This window comes from Actimicrobium antarcticum (assembly GCF_039536745.1).
Classification (GTDB): Bacteria; Pseudomonadota; Gammaproteobacteria; order Burkholderiales; family Burkholderiaceae_D; genus Actimicrobium; species Actimicrobium antarcticum.
The window spans coordinates 30,086-47,970 of the sequence record NZ_BAAAZE010000012.1 but is presented as its reverse complement, the minus strand read 5'-3'; the positions used below and the strand labels follow the sequence as shown (position 1 = coordinate 47,970).

Sequence of the window (17,885 nt, the reverse complement as noted above, 5' to 3'; positions counted from 1 at the left end):
CGTCGGTAGTTCACGTTGCGACGACTGCGAAGCACTAGGTCAGGTGCAGCGCGACGGAGAAAAACCGCGTCCGTTGCCGCTGGCAGCATAGGAAGATTGACGCATGTTGGGCTTTGCAACCTACAGGCGGGAGTTCGCAGGCAAAGCCTGTCGTGAAAGGGCTCAGCACGACTAATTCTCCATCAACGCCACCGTCACCGCTACCCGCAACTCCTGCCCGCCACCACCCAGCACGATGCCGCGCATCGGTGTGACATCGCTGAAATCCCGTCCCCAGCCTACCGTAATGTGTTCATCCTTGACCAGGCAACGATTGGTCGGATCAAAATCCACCCAGCCGTATCCTTCGCAATAGACCGAGACCCAGGCATGCGATGCGTCGGCGCCGACGAGGCGCGGCTGACCTGCCGGCGGTGTCGTCAGGATGTAGCCGCTGATGTATCGACACGCAAGGCCGAGCGAACGCAGGCAGCCTATCATCAGGTGGGCAAAGTCCTGGCAGACGCCGCGACGTCCACGCAGTACATCGATCAGTGGCGTGGAAATCGTGGTGGCTTCGGGGTCGTATTTGAAGTCGTGATAAATCCGTTCGGTCAATTCCATGCAGGCATCCAGCAGCGCTCGCCCGGGCGTGAAACTGCTCGACGCGTATTCCACTAGCTCTTCGCCACAGGAAATGTGGGGCGACTCGTACAGGAAGACATAGGGTTCCAGTGACGTCGCGTCCTGCGTGGTCAGCAGGCATGCGCGTTGCTCTTCCCAGGATAGCGAATTGGCGAGCTGCGTCATTCTCGGCCGCGGCGTCAGTAGCACCACCGTGTCAGCCAGCACCAGCAATTCACGATGCGGCGAAGGCAAGGTCAGTGAGCGGGTGGCATTGCCAAAATAGTCGATACGGTTGGACCAGTCGGGTGGTTTCGGATCGATCGTCAACTGGTGCGACTGGGTTTGCTGGTACAAAAACGAACGCGGCGTCATGTGCAGAAACTGCTGCGAGAGCGTAACGGTCCGATGGTAGGTGGTCAGCGTTTCGTGCAGAACACGGTAACGGATGGGGTCTGCCATAGTGCTGGCGGTGGTGATCATCATGGCGTAAACGTATCCAGGTTGACTGCGCCGCTGTAGCTGAAAAATTGCAGGCCGATCTGGTCTGACAGCGCGATGCTGGCGGTATTCAACTTGCGCAGCAGGTTCAGCAAGGGCGCACTGCCGGCGTACAGGTCGCGACCGGGGTTCAGTGCCTGCAATTGCGCTTGCAGGGGCATGAATAATTCGGCGCCACAGGGGCCGTGATTAACGGCAAGCCGATCGAGATTGCGGATCAGGCCACCCACCTGAAAAGCCACCGAGCGCGGATTGCTGTCGTCGAGCACCAGCAGGTCCAGCATGGGCAGCCATTCCGGTTGCGCCATGTAGCGCGAGCGATAGGTGACGATACTGTCGGCGACTTCCAGCAGCCAGTCGAGGCCACTATCAGACGGCATGCTGATGCCGTGCTGCAGGACCGTGCAGAGGAATTGCAGGCGCTCCAGACGGCGACCGATCTGCATGAATCGCCAGCCATTGTCACGGGTCATGCCGTCGTTGGCGAAACCGGACAGGGTCATCAGCGAACTGGTCGCGTTGTCGAGTCGGGTGATGGCACCAGCAAGGCTAGGCGGCTGGCCCATTCCGCTGTGCTGTTGAACAACCTGATTCAGCGTGCGCCAGTTGTCCAGCGACAGGCGCTCCCGCAGCAAGCCGGCAACCCGATACAACTGCTGGAAATTGCTCGCCAGACCGGGACCTTTGCGAGTCACCATCGATTGCAGTAACTCGGTTTCGATATCGGCGTCGTCGTGGGGTTCTTCGTTGAGCAGGCCGAATTTCTGGCACAGGGCCTGGACAGTTTCCCATTCGCCCCCGCGGTATTCGGGTGACACGTTCAGCAAAAAATCCAGCGCACTACGCAGCAGACGGGTGGTGCTGTCGCAGCGTTCGGACAGGCGGCCGAACCAGAACAGGTTTTCCACGACACGACTGGCCAGATGGGTGTCGCCGCGCACCAGTTCATGGGCCGCGGTCGAGCTCGGCAGCAAGCTCATCTGGCTGACCCGGCCGCGCGCCTGCACCCAGGTGTCCTTGCTGGCGCCACCACGTTGCATCGTGATGACGCGGGCATCGGCGCCGGTCGCCACGCGAGTCAGTCCGCCTGGCATCACGATATAGCCATTGGGCGTGGCGCAGGCAAAGACCCGCAAACCTACCACCGAGGCATTCAGGCCCGGCGCCGGGTCTCCGCGCCAGACCGGTGCCTGCGAAATGCGTACCAGTTCCTGGGCTACGTAATTGTGCGGTCTGGCGCGCATGGCGTCGATCAGGCTGGCGCGGGCCTCGGCATCCAGATCCTGACCGAATACCGGCAATTGTCGCAGTTGCGGGAAGGCGGGTTTGACCACCAGGTTATCGAGCTGATCGATGGCCTGTTCCAGCGCAGCCGGTTCACCGCACCACCAGGTGCCTACCGACGGCATTTTCAGTTCTTCACCCAGCAGTCGGCGCGAAATGGCGGGCAGGTAGCCCAGCAGTGCGCCCGATTCCAGCAGGTTAGAGCCGAGCCCGTTGGCCAGTAATACCGTGCCGCGTCGCGCCGCTTCGGTCAGGCCGGCGACACCCAGTGCCGAATCCGAACGCAGTTCGAGCGGATCACAGAATTCATCGTCGACACGGCGCAGGATCACGTGCACACGACGTGGTCCGGCCAGCGTCTTGAGCCAGACCAGGCCATTGCGTACGGTCAGGTCACCACCTTCCACCAGCGGGAAACCGAGGTAGCGCGCCAGGTAGGTTTGTTCGTAATAGGTTTCGTTGTAAGGGCCCGGTGTGAGCAGCACGATCAGCGGTTGTTCGCTGTCGCGCAGCGGCGGGCTGTCATCAGCACCATCGCCCCGGTTGGCGGCGCAAATGCGCCCCCAGTGCGCCAGGCTATCGCGCAGACGGGCAAAAAAACCGGCCAGATGCTCGATCTTCATGTCGCGGAACAGTTCCGGGAACGCCCGCGAAATGACGATCCGGTTTTCCAGCGCATAGCCGGCACCCGAGGGTGACTGGGTGCGGTCGCCGACCACCCACCAGCGCCCATTCGGCGCACGGGTCAGGTCGACGGCGTAGAAATGCAGGGCGATATCGTCGCTCTGGCGTATGCCGTGGCAGGGGCGCAGGAAGCCCGCGTTGCCGTGGACCAGGCCGGGCGGCAGCAAGCCTTCTTTGAGCAAGGTTTGTTCGCCGTAGACATCGCCGAGGATCTGGTTGAGCAGGGTGGCACGCTGGATGACGCCGGCTTCGATGCCGGCCCACTCCTGCTGCGGCAGGATAAACGGCAGCACATCCAGATCCCATGGTCGGGTCATCCCTTTCGGGTCGGCATAGATGTTGTAGGTCACGCCGTTTTCGCGTACCTGGCGCTGCAAGGCATCGATGCGTTGCCGCATGACTTCTGCGGGTTCTCGGCCAAGGTGATCGAAGAGTGCGCGCCAGTGCGGACGAGGCATGCTATCGGCTTCGAACATTTCGTCGTAGCGCTGCTGCGCCAGCGGGTAAGCGGCAAGCAGGGAGTTATTCATTTTTTTCAAGGCAATTGCCAACCAGGTCGTGCAGGAAAGTTTTTCGTGTCAGCGGGCTGCATGGCAGAGATCTGACAGTGCGCTGGTGGACTTGTGTTGCTGTGTATGAGTCGGCCCTCATCATACCTGTACTTCCCGGTTCGTCGGGGGCAGTTCTTCGGGTGTCATTGTGCCCGGTCGTGCAGCTGGCAATAAGTTCGCTGTCGCACAGAATCACTGCTTTACAAGTCGCATACTTGGTAATATTCGCCCGCCGCTACGGTGATGTTTCCGCGCCGATACTTCTGCGCCGACTTCATGGTTTGCGGCACCAACTCCTCCTTTTTTTGAAAAATACGCGTCATGATCCGGCTGAACTTTTCCATAGATCTGAGCTACGAAATCTTCGATAGCGGAAGCGATTTCATTTTTAATATCCACGCTGCAAAGACGCCTTATCAAACGGTGGTCAGCGAATCCCTGCACATTAGCCAGGATGTGCGATCGACCGTCTACACGGCACCGGAAACGGGTTCGCGTTATCTGCGACTGCAATCCGGCAACGGACTGCTCAACGTGCACTATGAAGCCACAGTCGACCTCGTGCATCACGTTGCCGCGCCCGATGCGTTGCAGGAAATGCCGATCGACCAGGTGGCGCCACAGGCACTGACCTACATCTACCCCAGCCGGTATTGCCAGTCCGATCGACTGCATGCACTGGCCGGACGGGAGTTTGGTGCGATACCGCCTGGCTACCATCGGGTCATCGCGATTCAGCAGTGGATCAGGCAGCGCGTGATGTTCCAGTCCGGTAGCACCAATGCCAGCACCTCGGCGCTCGACACGATCATCGAGCAGGTTGGCGTGTGCCGCGATTTTGCCCATCTGATGATTGCTTTATGCCGGGCGGTCAACCTGCCGGCGCGTTTTGTGACCGGGATCGATTACGGTGTCGACCAGTCGTTGCGACCGCTGGACTTCCATGCGTATGTCGAGGTCATGCTGAGCGGGCGCTGGTATCTGTTTGATCCGAGCGGCGTGTCGCCACCGATGGCGCTACTGCGCCTGGGTACCGGACGCGATGCGGTCGATGCGCCGTTTGCCACCGTGTTCGGTGCCGTGAGTTCTGCGGTACCGGTTATCCGGATTACGGCCGTCGATGACGCAGCGCAGGGGCTGGTGCTGCCATGGCATACGGATCAGGCGTTGTCCTCGGCCGAGGCCTGAGTCTCGGCGAGCAGCGGGGCGCTGATGGCCGGAGTATGCATCAGCGCATTTGCCAGAGCACGCTGCACCGCGCCGTCGACATGCACTTCGCGGGCGCTGCCTGCGCGAAATGCAGTAGCGAGATCGTCGGCTGACATCGAAAACGCTTCCTGGCGTTCCCGGGTTGAAAAAATATACAGGGTGCGTAACGGGCTGACCCAGGCCAGCCTGACGTGTTTCGGATCTGCCGATGCCTGGTCGAATTCGAGCCACGCGCCGCGTCGCAATTGCTCCACCTCATCGACAAACTGATCCGGTTCCGGCTCGGCCTGCGTTTGTTCGCGGGCCTTGATTTCGATGCGGCGCTCGGCAGCTTTTCTGGCTACCTCGACGGCAATTTCTACCTGGCGTTCGGGTGACAGTTCCAGCGGCGCCCGCACGATCGAAGCATGGCATTCCGCCAGATCGGCAAAAAACTGCAGCCGGTCGGCGTCTTCCCACTTGATGATGTTGAGCCATTTGTTGAGCATCGACAAAATCGCAGGCAGGCGCGCGATCAGTTCCTTGCGATGGCCGGGTGTGATCTTGGGCTTGATGCTCCAGAGCAGATCATCCATCGTCCTGATCGCACTGGTCAGCACGTCCGGCTTGTCATTTTTGATGCTGTGCGCCAGCGTCAATACCGGCACCCACCGGCTCTCCAGGAAAGCTTCGACGAATGGCGCGACTTCGCCGGTATTGATGCGTACTGCCACATCCTGTTGGGCCGAGCGGGTGGCGCTACGGATTTTTTCGGTCTGCAGCGCCTCGTGGATAGGCGCTTCAAGCGCGCCGGCAGCGGTCGCCTCGTCGTGGGCGATGTAGGCAGTCAGATTGCCGGTGGCCTCGGCAAAACGGTTGCCCGGGTCGGGCAGATCGTTCTCGCTCAGGCGTTCGATACTGTTCTTGATCGTCACGAACAACGGATCATCGGCACCTTTGGCCCGATCCCACACCATGCCGGAACGGGTCAGCAAGTCGATCAGCTTTCGTGCCGGATGATCTTCGCTATAAAAGAATTCCTTGTCGCGTAATGCCTCCTGAAGTACCGGTACTTGCAGCAGGCTGATCAGTTCCTTGATTTCGGTGGGAACGTACTGGTCCCGGAATACGCTGTCGAATACCTGAACCAGCAAGTCTATTGTCGTTTCATCGGTACGGCTCAAGCTGCCGGCCGGCGCATCTGCCTTGATGCGCGACAGCTGATTGCGCGCCGGGTGCCGTTGCGCTGCTGGCAGTGCCTGATGTTGCTGCAACTGACCCAACAACGAATCACCGGCAACGCGACTTGCCGACCAGTCTGGTTGAGCGGTGATGTTCGTGCCGCCTGTTCCGCTGATACCGCTGGTACCTTGATGATCGCCGATGTCGGCTGCATCGAACAGGTGACGCAGTTGCTGCTTCAGCGCTGCCTGGTCTGCTTCGCGAGAGGCGGTGCCGGGGTGACCACCAGATTTGCGAATCTGATAGACGTCGATCAGTTCAGGCAATACGCCACGGGCGATCAGGGTATCGTTGAGCGCCTTGATGATGGGTGGCAAATCGAGGAATACGCCCGGGCGCAGCAAAGGCAGGATCGCAATGGCAGATTCCGACGATGGCACGAACTCGTTCCATGCCGCATGTACAGCACCAAGAAATACCTCGGGACGAAACGGATTCTGCGCCACATTGATCGCATCGCGCTGGAGCAGGATGGCAAGCCTGCTGTTGAGCGCTGCCAGCTGTCCGGCATTGTCGATGTCGAACAGGCGGGCACTGACACCCAGCAGCACCTTGTTATCCATTTCGGCGTACGGCACCAGCGACATGTCACCCGCACGGCGCGATACCGCTTGTCCTGCACCATTTTCGAGCAGCGTGATTTCCTGTTTCAGTGCCTGTTCCAGCCGGTCCGATGCAATATGCAAAAACGCATAGCGATTGTTCGTCAGCAGGTTGGCGAGATTGAAGCAAAGGTTGGCTTCCCGGGCATCGCCGCTACTCTCCGAGAGTTCCATCAAGGTGGCGGACAGGTGTTCCGTGAAGGCTGAAAATTGCGCATCGACCATGCCAATGACGACCGGGACCAGCGTCGACAGGACGTCACTGCGCCGCCTGTGCGTAACCGGCGGAAAAGAGGCTGCGTCAGGGCTGGTATTGGACGCCATGGGTGGAGTTCCAGCGGACATTGTTTGAATGGCGGTATGAAAGTCGATTAAGAGTCGTTGGACTGATTATGCATCAGCCTTACGGTTATTTCCATGTGGAAAGTAATAGTTGTCTCCTGATGGTGTTCGGGTGCTGCTGCCAGTCATGTTCAGCAGGTAAAAGGCTGTTGCGCAGCGAGCCGCAATACAGGCCGCTGCCCTATACTGTCGCGTTACGTTTCCGACGCTCCTTCATGAACGATCCACTCCAGTTATTCGGTTTGACCACAGCACCGCTCGAACTGGTTTCGTTCATTCTTGCACTGATTACGGTCCTTTTGACCATACGCCAGAACCACTGGGGCTGGCTGTTTTCGATTATTTCGTCGGGCACGTATGCCGCCGTTTTTCTGCAGTCCCGGTTGTATGGCGATGCCGGACTGCAGGTCGTGTTCATTGTTCTCTCGGTATGGGGCTGGTATCAGTGGCTGTATGGCGGCGTGGCGCAGTCGCCATTGACCGTCACCAGCCTGTCGCCGCGAGGCTGGCTGCGTTCCGGCCTGGCATGGCTGGCAGGGTTCGCCATCCTGTCGCTGTTCCTGACCTCGTTTACCGATACCGATGTCCCGTACGCAGACGGCTTCCTGACCGCTGGCAGCTTGCTTGGACAATGGCTGCTGTCGCGCAAGAAGCTGGAAAACTGGCATGTCTGGATCGTCGTCGACCTGTTATACATTGCGTTGTATCTCTACAAGGGGTTGGCGTTGACGGCAATCTTGTATGGCATTTTCGTCGTGATGGCGGTGATTGGTTTGCGCACCTGGCGCAAGACATTGTGAGGGTGGCAGCGATAGCGATCCTGGGTGCCGAGTCGACCGGGAAATCAACGCTGGCGGCGGCACTGGCCACGCGCCATCAAACGCTGTGGGTGCCCGAATACCTGCGCGAATTCGTCGATATGCATCAGCGCACGCCACACGAAGACGAGCAATTTCTGATCGCCAGTCGTCAGGTTGCACGTGAAGACACGTTTGCACGAGACGCCAACCGCTGGCTGTTCTGTGATACCACGCCATTGATGACGGCGCTGTACAGCCAATTCTATTTTGGCCGTGTTGATGCCGCGCTCGCAGCCTTGGCTGCCAGCCGGCGTTATGCACTAACCTTCGTCACCGCGCCGGATACACCCTGGATCGCCGATGGGTTGCAGCGCGAATCGGCTGACGTGCGCGATACCGTGCATCAGTGCCTGATTGCGCAGTTGATGTCTACTGGTTCGGGTTTTCATTTGTTGTCGGGAACGCTGGAAAAACGGCTCGTTGAGGCGGATCGGTTGCTGGAGATATCGGCAGGCAAGTGATCGGTTTCTGTGATGGGATAAGCAATTCGTCCAGGCTGCGTCGGTGTTTTTCCACAAATTCCAAAAACACGCCCGTAAATTTTAAATAAATTAAAAAGTCGGCCAAGTCGATTGCAATGGATTGTTACTCTGGGTTATCTTCAGTGCATACCAAAAAGCAATGCTGATACAAGGCGAGTGACGATCTAAACCAGGTTTTCATCCCGGTTCGGTACAAATCGCACCTGCTGTCGGCACGAAGACAGGGAGCGCCGTACGCCATGAGCGACATCATGAAAAGAGTTCAGGCAATTATCGAGAGCAGCGAAAACGTTGCCGGCGCCGTGTCCACGCCGGGGCTCGCCGGACCGTTCAGTCACGGCGTACCCGATCCGGCGAACAGCCCCATCACTTCCACGAAACCGGTAGCGCAACCGGAGCGCCTCCCAGATTCACATAAAGAACTGGAGGGGATTATCCGGATATTGACCAACGTCATCGAGGTAAGCAAAACCAAGTCGGCCGAACTCGCGTCGGTACAAGAGAAAATCCGGGAAAGCGAAGGACGCTTGCTGGCCATCATGAACCATTCAGCATCGATCGTGATGCTGAAAGATGTGGCAGGTCGATACGAGTTCGTCAACCGCTGCTTCGAAGAATTGTTCGATGTCGATGCGGCCACGGTCATTGGCAAAACCGATCATCAGCTCTTTGGTGCAGACATTGGTCAGGTATTGCGTGGCTGCGACCTGGAGACGATCGCCAGTGCAGGCGTGACGCACTCATTCGACGACGTCACGATCGGTGGTCGTGCGGTCAGGCTGGAGAGTATGCGCTTTCCGTTGTTCGATCTTGACGGTGTCGTCACATCGGTGTGCACCCAGGCCAGCGACAGCAGCCTGAAACGGCACGCCGACGAACAGCTCCGGCTTGCTGCCAAAGTATTTGATCGTTCCGGCGAAGCCATCGTCATCACCGACCCCCATGCCGTCATCCTTACGGTCAATGCGGCCTTCACAAGAATTACGCATTACACCATCGACGATGTCATCGGAAAAACGCCACGCATTCTGCAGTCCGGTCAGCACGCGCCGGAGTTTTTTGAACACATGTGGCGGGGCTTGCGCAACGACGGTGCCTGGCAAGGCGAAATCATTAACCGCCGCAAGAATGGCGAAATTTATCCTGAATGGCTGACCATCAATGCGGTCAAGGATGATGCTGGCGACCTCGTCAATTACGTCTCAATCTCGCGTGACATCACGCATGTCCGGGAGTCACAGCGCCGGATCGAGTTTCTCGCTACCCACGACGCATTGACCGGGTTACCCAACCGGACATTGCTTTCCGACCGTCTGGACCATGCGATTTGCCAGGCACGACGCGGTGACCACCGGGTAGCGGTACTGTTCATTGATCTCGATAATTTCAAGAACATCAATGACAGCCTTGGTCATGACGTCGGAGACATGCTGTTAAAGCAAGCGACAGAAAGGTTGAAAAAAAGCGTGCGTGATTCCGACACGCTGGCGCGCCTCGGCGGGGATGAATTTGTGGCAGTGCTGAGCAATGTGTCGGTGGACGATGTCCATGTCGTGGCTGCGCGCATTGTCGACTTCATGGCAACGGTATTCCAGGTCAATGAGAACACCCTGTTCGTGTCGGCCAGTATTGGCATCAGCATGTTTCCGGAAGACGGCAACGACTCCGTGAGTTTGCTGAAAAATGCCGATACCGCGATGTACAGCGCAAAAGACGACGGCCGCAATCAGTACCAGTTTTTTGCCAATCACATGAAAGTCCTGATCATGCAACGCATGGCGCTGGAGACCAGTTTGCGGTTGGCACTGATAGGCGGGTGCTTGCGCATGGAGTATCAACCCAAGATCCACCTGGCGACCGGTGCGATCATTGGTGCCGAGGCACTGGTGCGGTGGCACGATCCGGTTCTGGGAGAGGTAGCGCCAGCGCAATTTATTCCTGTGGCCGAAGGCTGCGGTCTGATTTCCATCCTCGGCAGCCGTGTCTTCGAGATGGTGTCAGGACAGATTGCGTGTTGGCGATCGATGGGCATTGCGGTGCCGCCCATCGCCATCAATGTGTCCGCACATCAGCTGCGCGAACCGCGCTTCGTGGATAACATTGCCGCCGTGATCGCCAGCTCCGGCGTGCCGGCTTACAGCATCAGTATCGAGCTGACCGAAAGCGCGCTGATGGAGCGTGTCGATCAGGTCCGCGAACGGCTTCTGCAACTCGAATCGATGGGCGTTACCTTGAGCGTGGATGACTTTGGTACCGGTTATTCGTCATTGGCCTACTTGCGCAAATTGCCGATCGGGGAATTGAAGGTTGATCGCAGTTTTATCGACGGACTGACCGATCAGCCTGATGACCGCTCGGTCGCCAAGACCATTATCGACATGGCGCACGCGCTCGGGATGCAGGTGGTCGCGGAAGGCGTCGAAACGCTTGCCCAATTGCGCGTTTTACAAAGTCAGGGATGTGACATCGCGCAGGGCTACCTGTTTTATCGACCACTGGCACCAGACGAATTTGTGCGTGCATTAACGGCCGGCTCGCTGGCAATTTGCGGGCCTGTGTTGCAGGTCGAAAATCTCTGAGAACCTTGACATTGTCCTGCGGTAAATTCCTCAAAAGAACTTCACCGATTCTTTCATTCGACGTGTCATTTTCTGACACGGGTTTGTCCTGTTCTCCGATAGCGACCCCCAAAACCAGCGCCTAGTATCGCTACCGATGGCGCTGCCTTGACGGGTTGCCATCCGGTCCAGCGGAGTCCGGTCACCTGGTTGACCACCTCCCTTTTACCGTGAACTCTTAACTCAACTCGAAGGAGATGGTAATGTCGACGAACCAAAAAGGTAAGCAGTCACAAGAGGAGATGGACGCGATGCAGGGCAGGGAACAGGGTGGTTCTGGTCGCAGTTCTGGCACGCAAGGCGGATCGCATGAGCAGCATGTCGAATCCGGCCGCCAAAGCCACAAGAACGACAACAGGCAATCCGATACCAGCGGTAGCCAATCGGGCAGTTCGGAAAAATCCAGCGGTGTTTCCCGCAGCGGGACTTCCGATCAGCAGACCGATGCTGGTCGTCAAAGCAACAAGGGCGACAACAAACAGTCCGACAGCGGGGAAGGCAGCCGATCCGGTAGCCAGGGTAGCTCACGCGGCGGTACGCACGAGCAGCACGTCGAAGCTGGTCGCCAAAGCCACAAGAATACGAACAAATAAGCCGACTGCAGTCAATCGGCGGTAATGAGGTACGGTGTCGGTGACGGCACCTGAATCAAACAATGCGCGCCAGAACGGCGCGCATTTTTTTGCCCGTGCCTGAGCATGCCGACAGCGGCGGCACACTGTGATCCTCGTGCTGCATCGGCTTACGTCACATTAAAAATCAAACTGCGCCGACACCTTGAAGGTCCTCGGCGCGCCAGCCAGCAAATACCCGCCCAGTGCCGACGACGCATCGCGCCAGTAAAACTTGTCGAACGCGTTGTCGACGTTGGCACGCAGCGTGGTGGCCGTGCCGTTGACCGAGGTCAGGTAGCGCGCGCCGAGGTTGAACAGGTGATACGACGGGATCGTGATGCGCGCCACGCTGTCAGGACTGAACACCTTGTTGCCGGAATAATTCCATGCGCCGTTGAGCTTCAGGCCTGCGATGGTGGGCACCGCGTAGTCGAGCGTCAGCGCCGAGCGGAAGTCCGGCACGTTGGTCACGCGCTGGTCGTTCTGGGCCGCATCATCGGTATTGCGCTGGCGCGCCTGCAAGGCCGTGGCGCTGAACCCGATTGTCAGGTCACGGGTCATTTTGCCCTGGGTTGCCAGTTCCACACCGCGATGGACGGCATCACCATTGCGCAGGTACGTGAAGCTGCTGTTGGTATATTCCAGCGGCTTGGTGATCTGGAATAGTGCTGCCGACATTTGCCAGTTGCCCGCCAGCTCTGCCTTGACGCCGAGTTCTTGCTGGCGCGATTTGGAGGGATCGAGAATCTGGTTGGCGTTCGTGGTCAGCAGCGGCGCGACGCCACCGTGTTCCAGACCTTGCGAGTAGGCGCCATACAATGTCCAGTTGGCCAGCGGATTGACTACCAGCGCCACCGATGGCAACACGTAGCTGCGCTCGAAGGCGGTGCCGAACTGGGTACGTTCAATCTGGGTGTGGCGCAGGCCGGCATGCAGTTTGACTTGCTCCGACAGCGTCAGGATGTCTTGCACGAACAGCGATTGCTCGTTGCCTTTGCGCTGAAGCATGACCGGGCCGGTGGAAATGGTGGAGGCCGGGACCACAACAGGCTGATAGATATTGCTGGTGCCATTGGCCATCGATCCGGCGCAATCCAGCGTGCCATACACACAGTCGCCAAATTCATCGCGGCGGCGCAAGGTGTCCATGCCCAGAGTGACCTGATGGACGATGGCACCGGTGGCGAATTTGCCTTGCAGCGAGGCTTTTGTCGATAGCAGTGTTTTTACTTCGCCGGTGCTCTGGTAGTCGTACACGTCGTAGTCGCCATTGGCACAGAAACCCGGGAACAGCCCGGCGGATGCGCAACCGTACGGGAAGGCGGCGTAGTCGTCGCGCAGCAGGCGATGGCGGTTGACGGCGATGGTGCTGCTCCAGTCCTGGTTCCACTTGTAGTCAAAGCGCAGACCAACGTTGGTGCTGTCGGTCACGACCGGCTTGCTCCAGGGCTGGTTGTTGAGCATGGTCTTGGCGGAAACGCCGGTGGGCAGGTCGGTGCCGCCGAGCAGCTGGAAGCCGGGTGCCGTGAGCTGGGACTTGTGCTGCGTATCGAGGTCGATCTGCAGCAATGCCTTGGGCGAAATCTGCCAGTCGAAGGCGCCCGACACAAATTGGCGCTCGCCATCGGCACCCTTGACGTACGAGCGGATTTTTTCGGCGGCGGCGTTGATCCGGTAACCGAAGCGCTTGTCGTCAAACCTGCCGCCAAAGTCGACCGATCCGTAGACGGTGCCGCGTTCACTGGCTTCCAGCAGGATGGAGCGCAGCGGTGTCGCGGTGGGGCGCTTGGTAATGAAATCGATGATGCCGCCCGGGGTCGAGATACCGGCTTGCAGTCCCGATAATCCTTTCAGGATTTCGACCCGTTCCTTGTTCTCGAACGGGATCGCTGCATCCGACGCAATCGGCAAACCATCCTTGCGGTAGCTCGATGCATTGTCGAGGGCGAAACCGCGAATGGAAAATTGTTCGGCGTAACCAACTGCGTTATAGGCTTCGTTCAGGCTGGCATCAAGCCGGCTGATATCGGCGATACGACGGATTTGCAGATCCTGTAGTTGTTGCTGGCTGATGACGCTGACGGCTGCCGGCGTTTGCAGCAGCGGCGCAGTGCCGAATCCACCCACGCTGGCATTGCGTCCGGTATCACGTGGCAAAGCGGTCTCGGAGACTACCACTTGGGGCAAGGTTTGTTCGGTAGTTAGTGTGGCAGTTTGTGCGTGGGCGGCAGAGGCGACGAGGAGGCTTTGTGCAACCAGGAAGGCAATTCGGGTCAGGCGGAGGTTCGGTACCGGCATGGTTCGCTCTATCAAGTGTGGAAACACTGGTGGCAGCGAAGAAGCGGTCGAAGGAGGGGGCCTGTCGCTTCCCTTCGCTGGCATTATCCAGATCAGGTTCAAAGGGTAAATCTCACCCGAAAGCTGATGCTTTCAGGACCCCTAGCAGGAGCGGAGTGTAGCACGCGGGTCGTGTGGTGTATGGAACGATGGCGGATTGATGCGGTGCATGGCGCCACGCGCCGGTTCAAACCGTGCACGCCCGGCCAGTCAAGACACTTGCGGCAGCTCCAGCAAGCGTTCAATGGGCTCCGGTTTGTGCAGGAAGAACCCCTGAGCATAAGTAATACCCAGCTCCTTGACCCGCTCCAGCACTGGCGCTTTGTCGACGTATTCGGCAACCGTCTGGATGCCCATGACCTTGGCAACATCCACAAAGCACCGCACTGCCACATCATCCAGAGGGTCGTCAAGCAAGTCCTTGATGAACTGGCCGTCGATCTTCAGGTAGTCCACATGCAGCCGCTTGAGGTAGCCGAAAGATGACGCACCGGCACCAAAGTCATCCAGCGCAACGCTGATGCCCAGGGCACGAACCTGATCCACGAATACCGCCGCATCGGCCAGATTGGTCACCGCAGCAGTCTCGGTAATCTCGAAGCACAAACGTTCACACAACGAGGCCGGTAATGCAGACAGGCTTTCCATGACATGGCGGTGAAAGGCGCGGTCGCCCACGCTTTGACCCGACAAATTGATGCACAGCAGCTGGATCGCGTGATTCGGTCCCAGCGCTTCCAGCCAGGCAATCGACTTTCGCAACACCCAACGGTCGATGCGTGTCGCCAGATGAAACCGCTCCGCAGCGGGCAAGAACGCTGCCGGCGAAATGATGGACCCGTCGGTATCCAGCATGCGCAGCAACACTTCAGCATGCATGCCGTGCACGCCACCTTCCAGTGAATGCAACCGCTGGGCGTACAGCACAAAACGGTCTTCGTCCAGCGCCTGTTCGATACGCGTTGTCCAGTGCATTTCGCCCTGGCGTACTTGCATGGCCTGGTCGTTATCAATCCATGTATGCACCCTGTTGCGGCCGGCTTCCTTGGCGGCGTAGCAGCACGTGTCGGCTGCCTGCATGACTGCGGCGGTATTGGCAAAGCTATTGCTGACTGCTACCAGCCCGATGCTGGTGCCAACCCGGAAACGTCTGCCGTCATGCTGGAACCTGAACTCATCCATGCGGTCGCAGATCTGCTGCGCGACACGCTGGGCCTGCTCGCCGTTGCAATGGTCCAGGATGATGCCGAACTCGTCGCCACCCAATCGGGCCAGGGTGTCACGCGCACGAACCACGTCACCCATCAAACGACTCACCTGCTGCAGCAACAGATCACCGGCGGTATGCCCGCATGCGTCGTTGACCAGCTTGAACTGGTCCAGATCGACGTATAACAAAGCGTGGACGCTGCCGTCGTCATGCGATTTTTGCAAAAGAGAACGCAGACGGGATTCGAACTCTACCCGATTGACCAGACCCGTCAATGCGTCATGCGTGGCGCGATAGCTCATTTCACCAGAGAGGCGGCGCTGCTCGGTCACATCATGGAACACCAGTACGGCTCCCAGTACGGTTCCTTGCGCGTCGCGAATCGGGGCGGCGGAGTCTTCGATGCCGAACTCCATGCCGTCGCGCGAGATCAGCACGGTGTTGTTTGCAAGACCAACTATCTTGTCCAGCTTGAGGCAGGTCTCGATCGGGTTCTCGGCGAGCAAACGGGTCTGCTCATGGACCACATGAAAAATGTCGACCAGCGGGCGTCCTTGTGCATCGGAAATGGTCCAGCCTGTCATCCGTTCGGCCACCGGATTGAGCCATGTGACGTCGCCTTGCGCATTCGTGGTGATGACCGAGTCACCAATGGATTCCATGGTGATGCGAAGAAGCTCGATTTGCTGGGCCAGGGCGATCTCGGTTTCGCGCTCATGCGTCACATCCCAGTTCACTCCGACCATGCGCAACGCAGTGCCCTTGGCGTCACGCTCCACAATTGCCGTGGACTTGATGGCGTGCACGCTCTTATCTGACCAGATAATGCGAAATTCAAGCGCAAATTCCTGCTCGCCAGCAAGTGCCTTTTGCAACGCAACTTCGGGCTTCTTTTGATCGTCGGGATGCAGGTGGCGCGTCCACAAACTGTAGGTATCTGTCACGCTATCTGGTTCAAGGCCAAATAGCCGATACATCAACTGGTCCCAGACCAGGGTGCCTGTTATCAGGTCATATTCCCAAACCCCGATGCCGCCAGCGCCCGTCGCCAATTGCATGCGGTCATGAATACGGGCAATGAGCCGGCGTGTTTTCACGGCTTCGGTAATGTCCTGGAATGCGCCCAGCAGCCGGATAGGTTGCCCATACTCGAACTCGGCTGAGCCCATGGCACGTACCCAGACGATCACCCCGTCCCTGCGCACCAGTTCCAGTTCCAGATCCCAACCCTGGCCGGTCGTCACCGCGTTGTTCACCGCGTCCTGAATGATAGGACGCGAGTCTGTCGAATAGAACTGGATGGCCTCTTCCAATGTGGGCGTATAACCGGGTACTTCGCCCTGAATACGACACGTCTCATCGGACCAATAGACGCTATTCGAGCGCAGGTCTACCTCCCAGCCGCCGACGCCAGCCATGCGGCCGGTGCGGTCGAGGAAGACCTGGCTTTTACGCAGTTGGTCTTCGAACTGCTTGCGTTGTGAAATGTCGCGACTTACGGAAACGTAACGCTCGATCGCGCCATCAGCGCCTCTGAGCGGAGCTACGATGCTATACATCCAATACAGTTCTCCGTTTTTTTTGCGATTGCAAATCTCACCGTGCCAGGACTCGCCTTGCGCCAATTTCGCCCACATTTCAGAAAAAAATGATGCAGAGTGGGCGCCCGAGGTCACCATGCGGTGATCTTGTCCCAACAGTTCCGTACGTGGATAGCCACTGAGATCGCAAAACGCGTCGTTGACCTCGGTGATGCGGGAGGAAAGATCTCCGACCGAAACGACGAAGTGCTCCTTGATCATGCCAAGCAACGATTCGGTCGCGTGCTTTGCGTGGGATTGTTGCGTCATGTCTTCGACGGTACCGACATAGCCAGTACGTAGCCCTTGCGCATCGAGGATCGCGCCGGCAGTGCTACGCACGACGCGCAGTTCGCCGCTCTGCTGGTGGATGCGGAACTCCATGTCAAACTTTTGACCGGTTTCGGCACAGGCCTGCCAGTTGGCAAAGACGTTGGGTGCATCCTGCGGATGCAAGGTCGCTTTCCAACCCGTGCCGACGCTTTGTGTCTCGGTCATGCCAAAAATCTGCTGCCAGGCGGCATTCGTATAGGTGCACGCACCGTGCATATCGGTCGCGTAAATGCCGGTGGGTGACGCCGCACTCAACGCCCGAAACTGTGCTGCACTGTGTTCTGTGTCGCGCGCGATCCTGCGCATCTCCATGAACTGACTTGCCGCTTTCGCCAATTGCAACAAGACTTTGCGTTGCTGAGGATCGAGCGTGCGGGGTTCTCGATCAATGACACATAGTTCGCCTACATGTGCGCCACATGCCAGCACCAGCGGTGCGGCTGCATAAAACCGGATATGCGAATCACCGACGACCAGAGGATTATCGGAAAACCGCTCGTCCTCCAGCGCATTGGGCACCTCGAACAGTCCATCCTGCAAGATGCCATACGAACAAAATGAGCCGTGGCGGGGTGTCTCCCTGACATCGCCGAGTCCGATGCTGGCTTTGAACCATTGGCGATCAGTGTCCACCAGACTGAAAAGGGAAATCGGAGCGTCGCACACCAGCGCGGCGGCTTTGACCAATGCATCAAAGCCTTCCTCAGCCTCGGTGTCGAGAATGTCGAGTCGTTGAAGGGCGCACAGGCGAGCGTCTTCGGAATCAGGTATCGGTGCAGCAATCAAGGCTAACCCTTTTGTGCGTGGCATCGGAGGGCCGGTGGAAAGGATGCGGCGAACTTCAGATCAACTGA

At 58.4% G+C, this 17,885-nt stretch carries 10 protein-coding genes and 1 riboswitch; of the genes, 5 read left to right on the top strand and 5 right to left on the bottom strand.

The features are described from left to right. Positions 1-171: 171 nt before the first annotated feature. Positions 172-1,089 carry a transglutaminase family protein gene (locus ABD720_RS14520; RefSeq protein WP_344764150.1) on the bottom strand — a complete coding sequence of 306 codons (918 nt, stop codon included), beginning with the start codon at positions 1,087-1,089 and terminating at the stop codon, positions 172-174. Further along, positions 1,086-3,602 carry a circularly permuted type 2 ATP-grasp protein gene (locus ABD720_RS14515; RefSeq protein WP_344764147.1) on the bottom strand — a complete coding sequence of 839 codons (2,517 nt, stop codon included), beginning with the start codon at positions 3,600-3,602 and terminating at the stop codon, positions 1,086-1,088. The genes ABD720_RS14520 and ABD720_RS14515 overlap by 4 nt, the downstream gene beginning before the upstream one ends. A 342-nt stretch (positions 3,603-3,944) precedes the next feature. On the opposite strand from ABD720_RS14515, the gene ABD720_RS14510 reads away from it, so the two are divergent. After that, positions 3,945-4,811 (top strand): transglutaminase-like domain-containing protein, encoded by an 867-nt coding sequence (locus tag ABD720_RS14510; RefSeq protein WP_344764142.1) that lies wholly within the window; start codon positions 3,945-3,947, stop codon positions 4,809-4,811. On the opposite strand, the gene ABD720_RS14505 is transcribed toward ABD720_RS14510, so the two are convergent. Beyond that, complete coding sequence (locus ABD720_RS14505) at positions 4,784-6,979, bottom strand: DUF1631 family protein (protein ID WP_344764138.1); 2,196 nt, start codon at positions 6,977-6,979, stop codon at positions 4,784-4,786. The genes ABD720_RS14510 and ABD720_RS14505 overlap by 28 nt on opposite strands. A 233-nt stretch (positions 6,980-7,212) precedes the next feature. Between ABD720_RS14505 and pnuC the strand changes: the two genes are divergently transcribed. From pnuC to ABD720_RS14485, 4 genes are all read left to right on the top strand, one after another. Beyond that, on the top strand, positions 7,213-7,797 hold the full coding sequence (pnuC, locus tag ABD720_RS14500) for a nicotinamide riboside transporter PnuC (protein ID WP_344764133.1): 585 nt from the start codon (positions 7,213-7,215) through the stop codon (positions 7,795-7,797). A 2-nt stretch (positions 7,798-7,799) separates the two neighbouring features. Further along, positions 7,800-8,318 (top strand): AAA family ATPase, encoded by a 519-nt coding sequence (locus tag ABD720_RS14495; RefSeq protein WP_344764131.1) that lies wholly within the window; start codon positions 7,800-7,802, stop codon positions 8,316-8,318. A 272-nt stretch (positions 8,319-8,590) separates the two neighbouring features. Next, positions 8,591-10,918 carry a putative bifunctional diguanylate cyclase/phosphodiesterase gene (locus ABD720_RS14490; protein WP_344764130.1) on the top strand — a complete coding sequence of 776 codons (2,328 nt, stop codon included), beginning with the start codon at positions 8,591-8,593 and terminating at the stop codon, positions 10,916-10,918. A 242-nt stretch (positions 10,919-11,160) separates the two neighbouring features. After that, a complete protein-coding gene (locus ABD720_RS14485; protein WP_344764128.1) occupies positions 11,161-11,550 on the top strand; it encodes a hypothetical protein in 390 nt (129 codons plus the stop codon). A gap of 159 nt (positions 11,551-11,709) precedes the next feature. Here the strand turns inward: ABD720_RS14485 and ABD720_RS14480 are convergent, their stop codons facing one another. Both ABD720_RS14480 and ABD720_RS14475 read right to left on the bottom strand, forming a co-directional pair. After that, entirely contained in the window at positions 11,710-13,869 is a 2,160-nt protein-coding gene (locus tag ABD720_RS14480) for a TonB-dependent siderophore receptor (RefSeq protein ID WP_344764126.1), read from the bottom strand. A 52-nt stretch (positions 13,870-13,921) separates the two neighbouring features. Then, a riboswitch (TPP riboswitch) is annotated at positions 13,922-14,022 on the bottom strand. A gap of 96 nt (positions 14,023-14,118) precedes the next feature. Further along, on the bottom strand, positions 14,119-17,817 hold the full coding sequence (locus ABD720_RS14475; protein ID WP_344764124.1) for a PAS domain-containing protein: 3,699 nt from the start codon (positions 17,815-17,817) through the stop codon (positions 14,119-14,121). Positions 17,818-17,885: the final 68 nt, after the last annotated feature.

What these genes read in the sequence shown, in the direction of transcription:
- ABD720_RS14520 (WP_344764150.1), bottom strand. Translation starts at nt 1,089, where the DNA reads ATGATGATCACCACCGCCAGCACTATGGCAGACCCCATCCGTTACCGT.
- ABD720_RS14515 (WP_344764147.1), bottom strand. Translation starts at nt 3,602, where the DNA reads ATGAATAACTCCCTGCTTGCCGCTTACCCGCTGGCGCAGCAGCGCTAC.
- ABD720_RS14510 (WP_344764142.1), top strand. Translation starts at nt 3,945, where the DNA reads ATGATCCGGCTGAACTTTTCCATAGATCTGAGCTACGAAATCTTCGAT.
- ABD720_RS14505 (WP_344764138.1), bottom strand. Translation starts at nt 6,979, where the DNA reads ATGGCGTCCAATACCAGCCCTGACGCAGCCTCTTTTCCGCCGGTTACG.
- pnuC (WP_344764133.1), top strand. Translation starts at nt 7,213, where the DNA reads ATGAACGATCCACTCCAGTTATTCGGTTTGACCACAGCACCGCTCGAA.
- ABD720_RS14490 (WP_344764130.1), top strand. Translation starts at nt 8,591, where the DNA reads ATGAAAAGAGTTCAGGCAATTATCGAGAGCAGCGAAAACGTTGCCGGC.
- ABD720_RS14485 (WP_344764128.1), top strand. Translation starts at nt 11,161, where the DNA reads ATGTCGACGAACCAAAAAGGTAAGCAGTCACAAGAGGAGATGGACGCG.
- ABD720_RS14480 (WP_344764126.1), bottom strand. Translation starts at nt 13,869, where the DNA reads ATGCCGGTACCGAACCTCCGCCTGACCCGAATTGCCTTCCTGGTTGCA.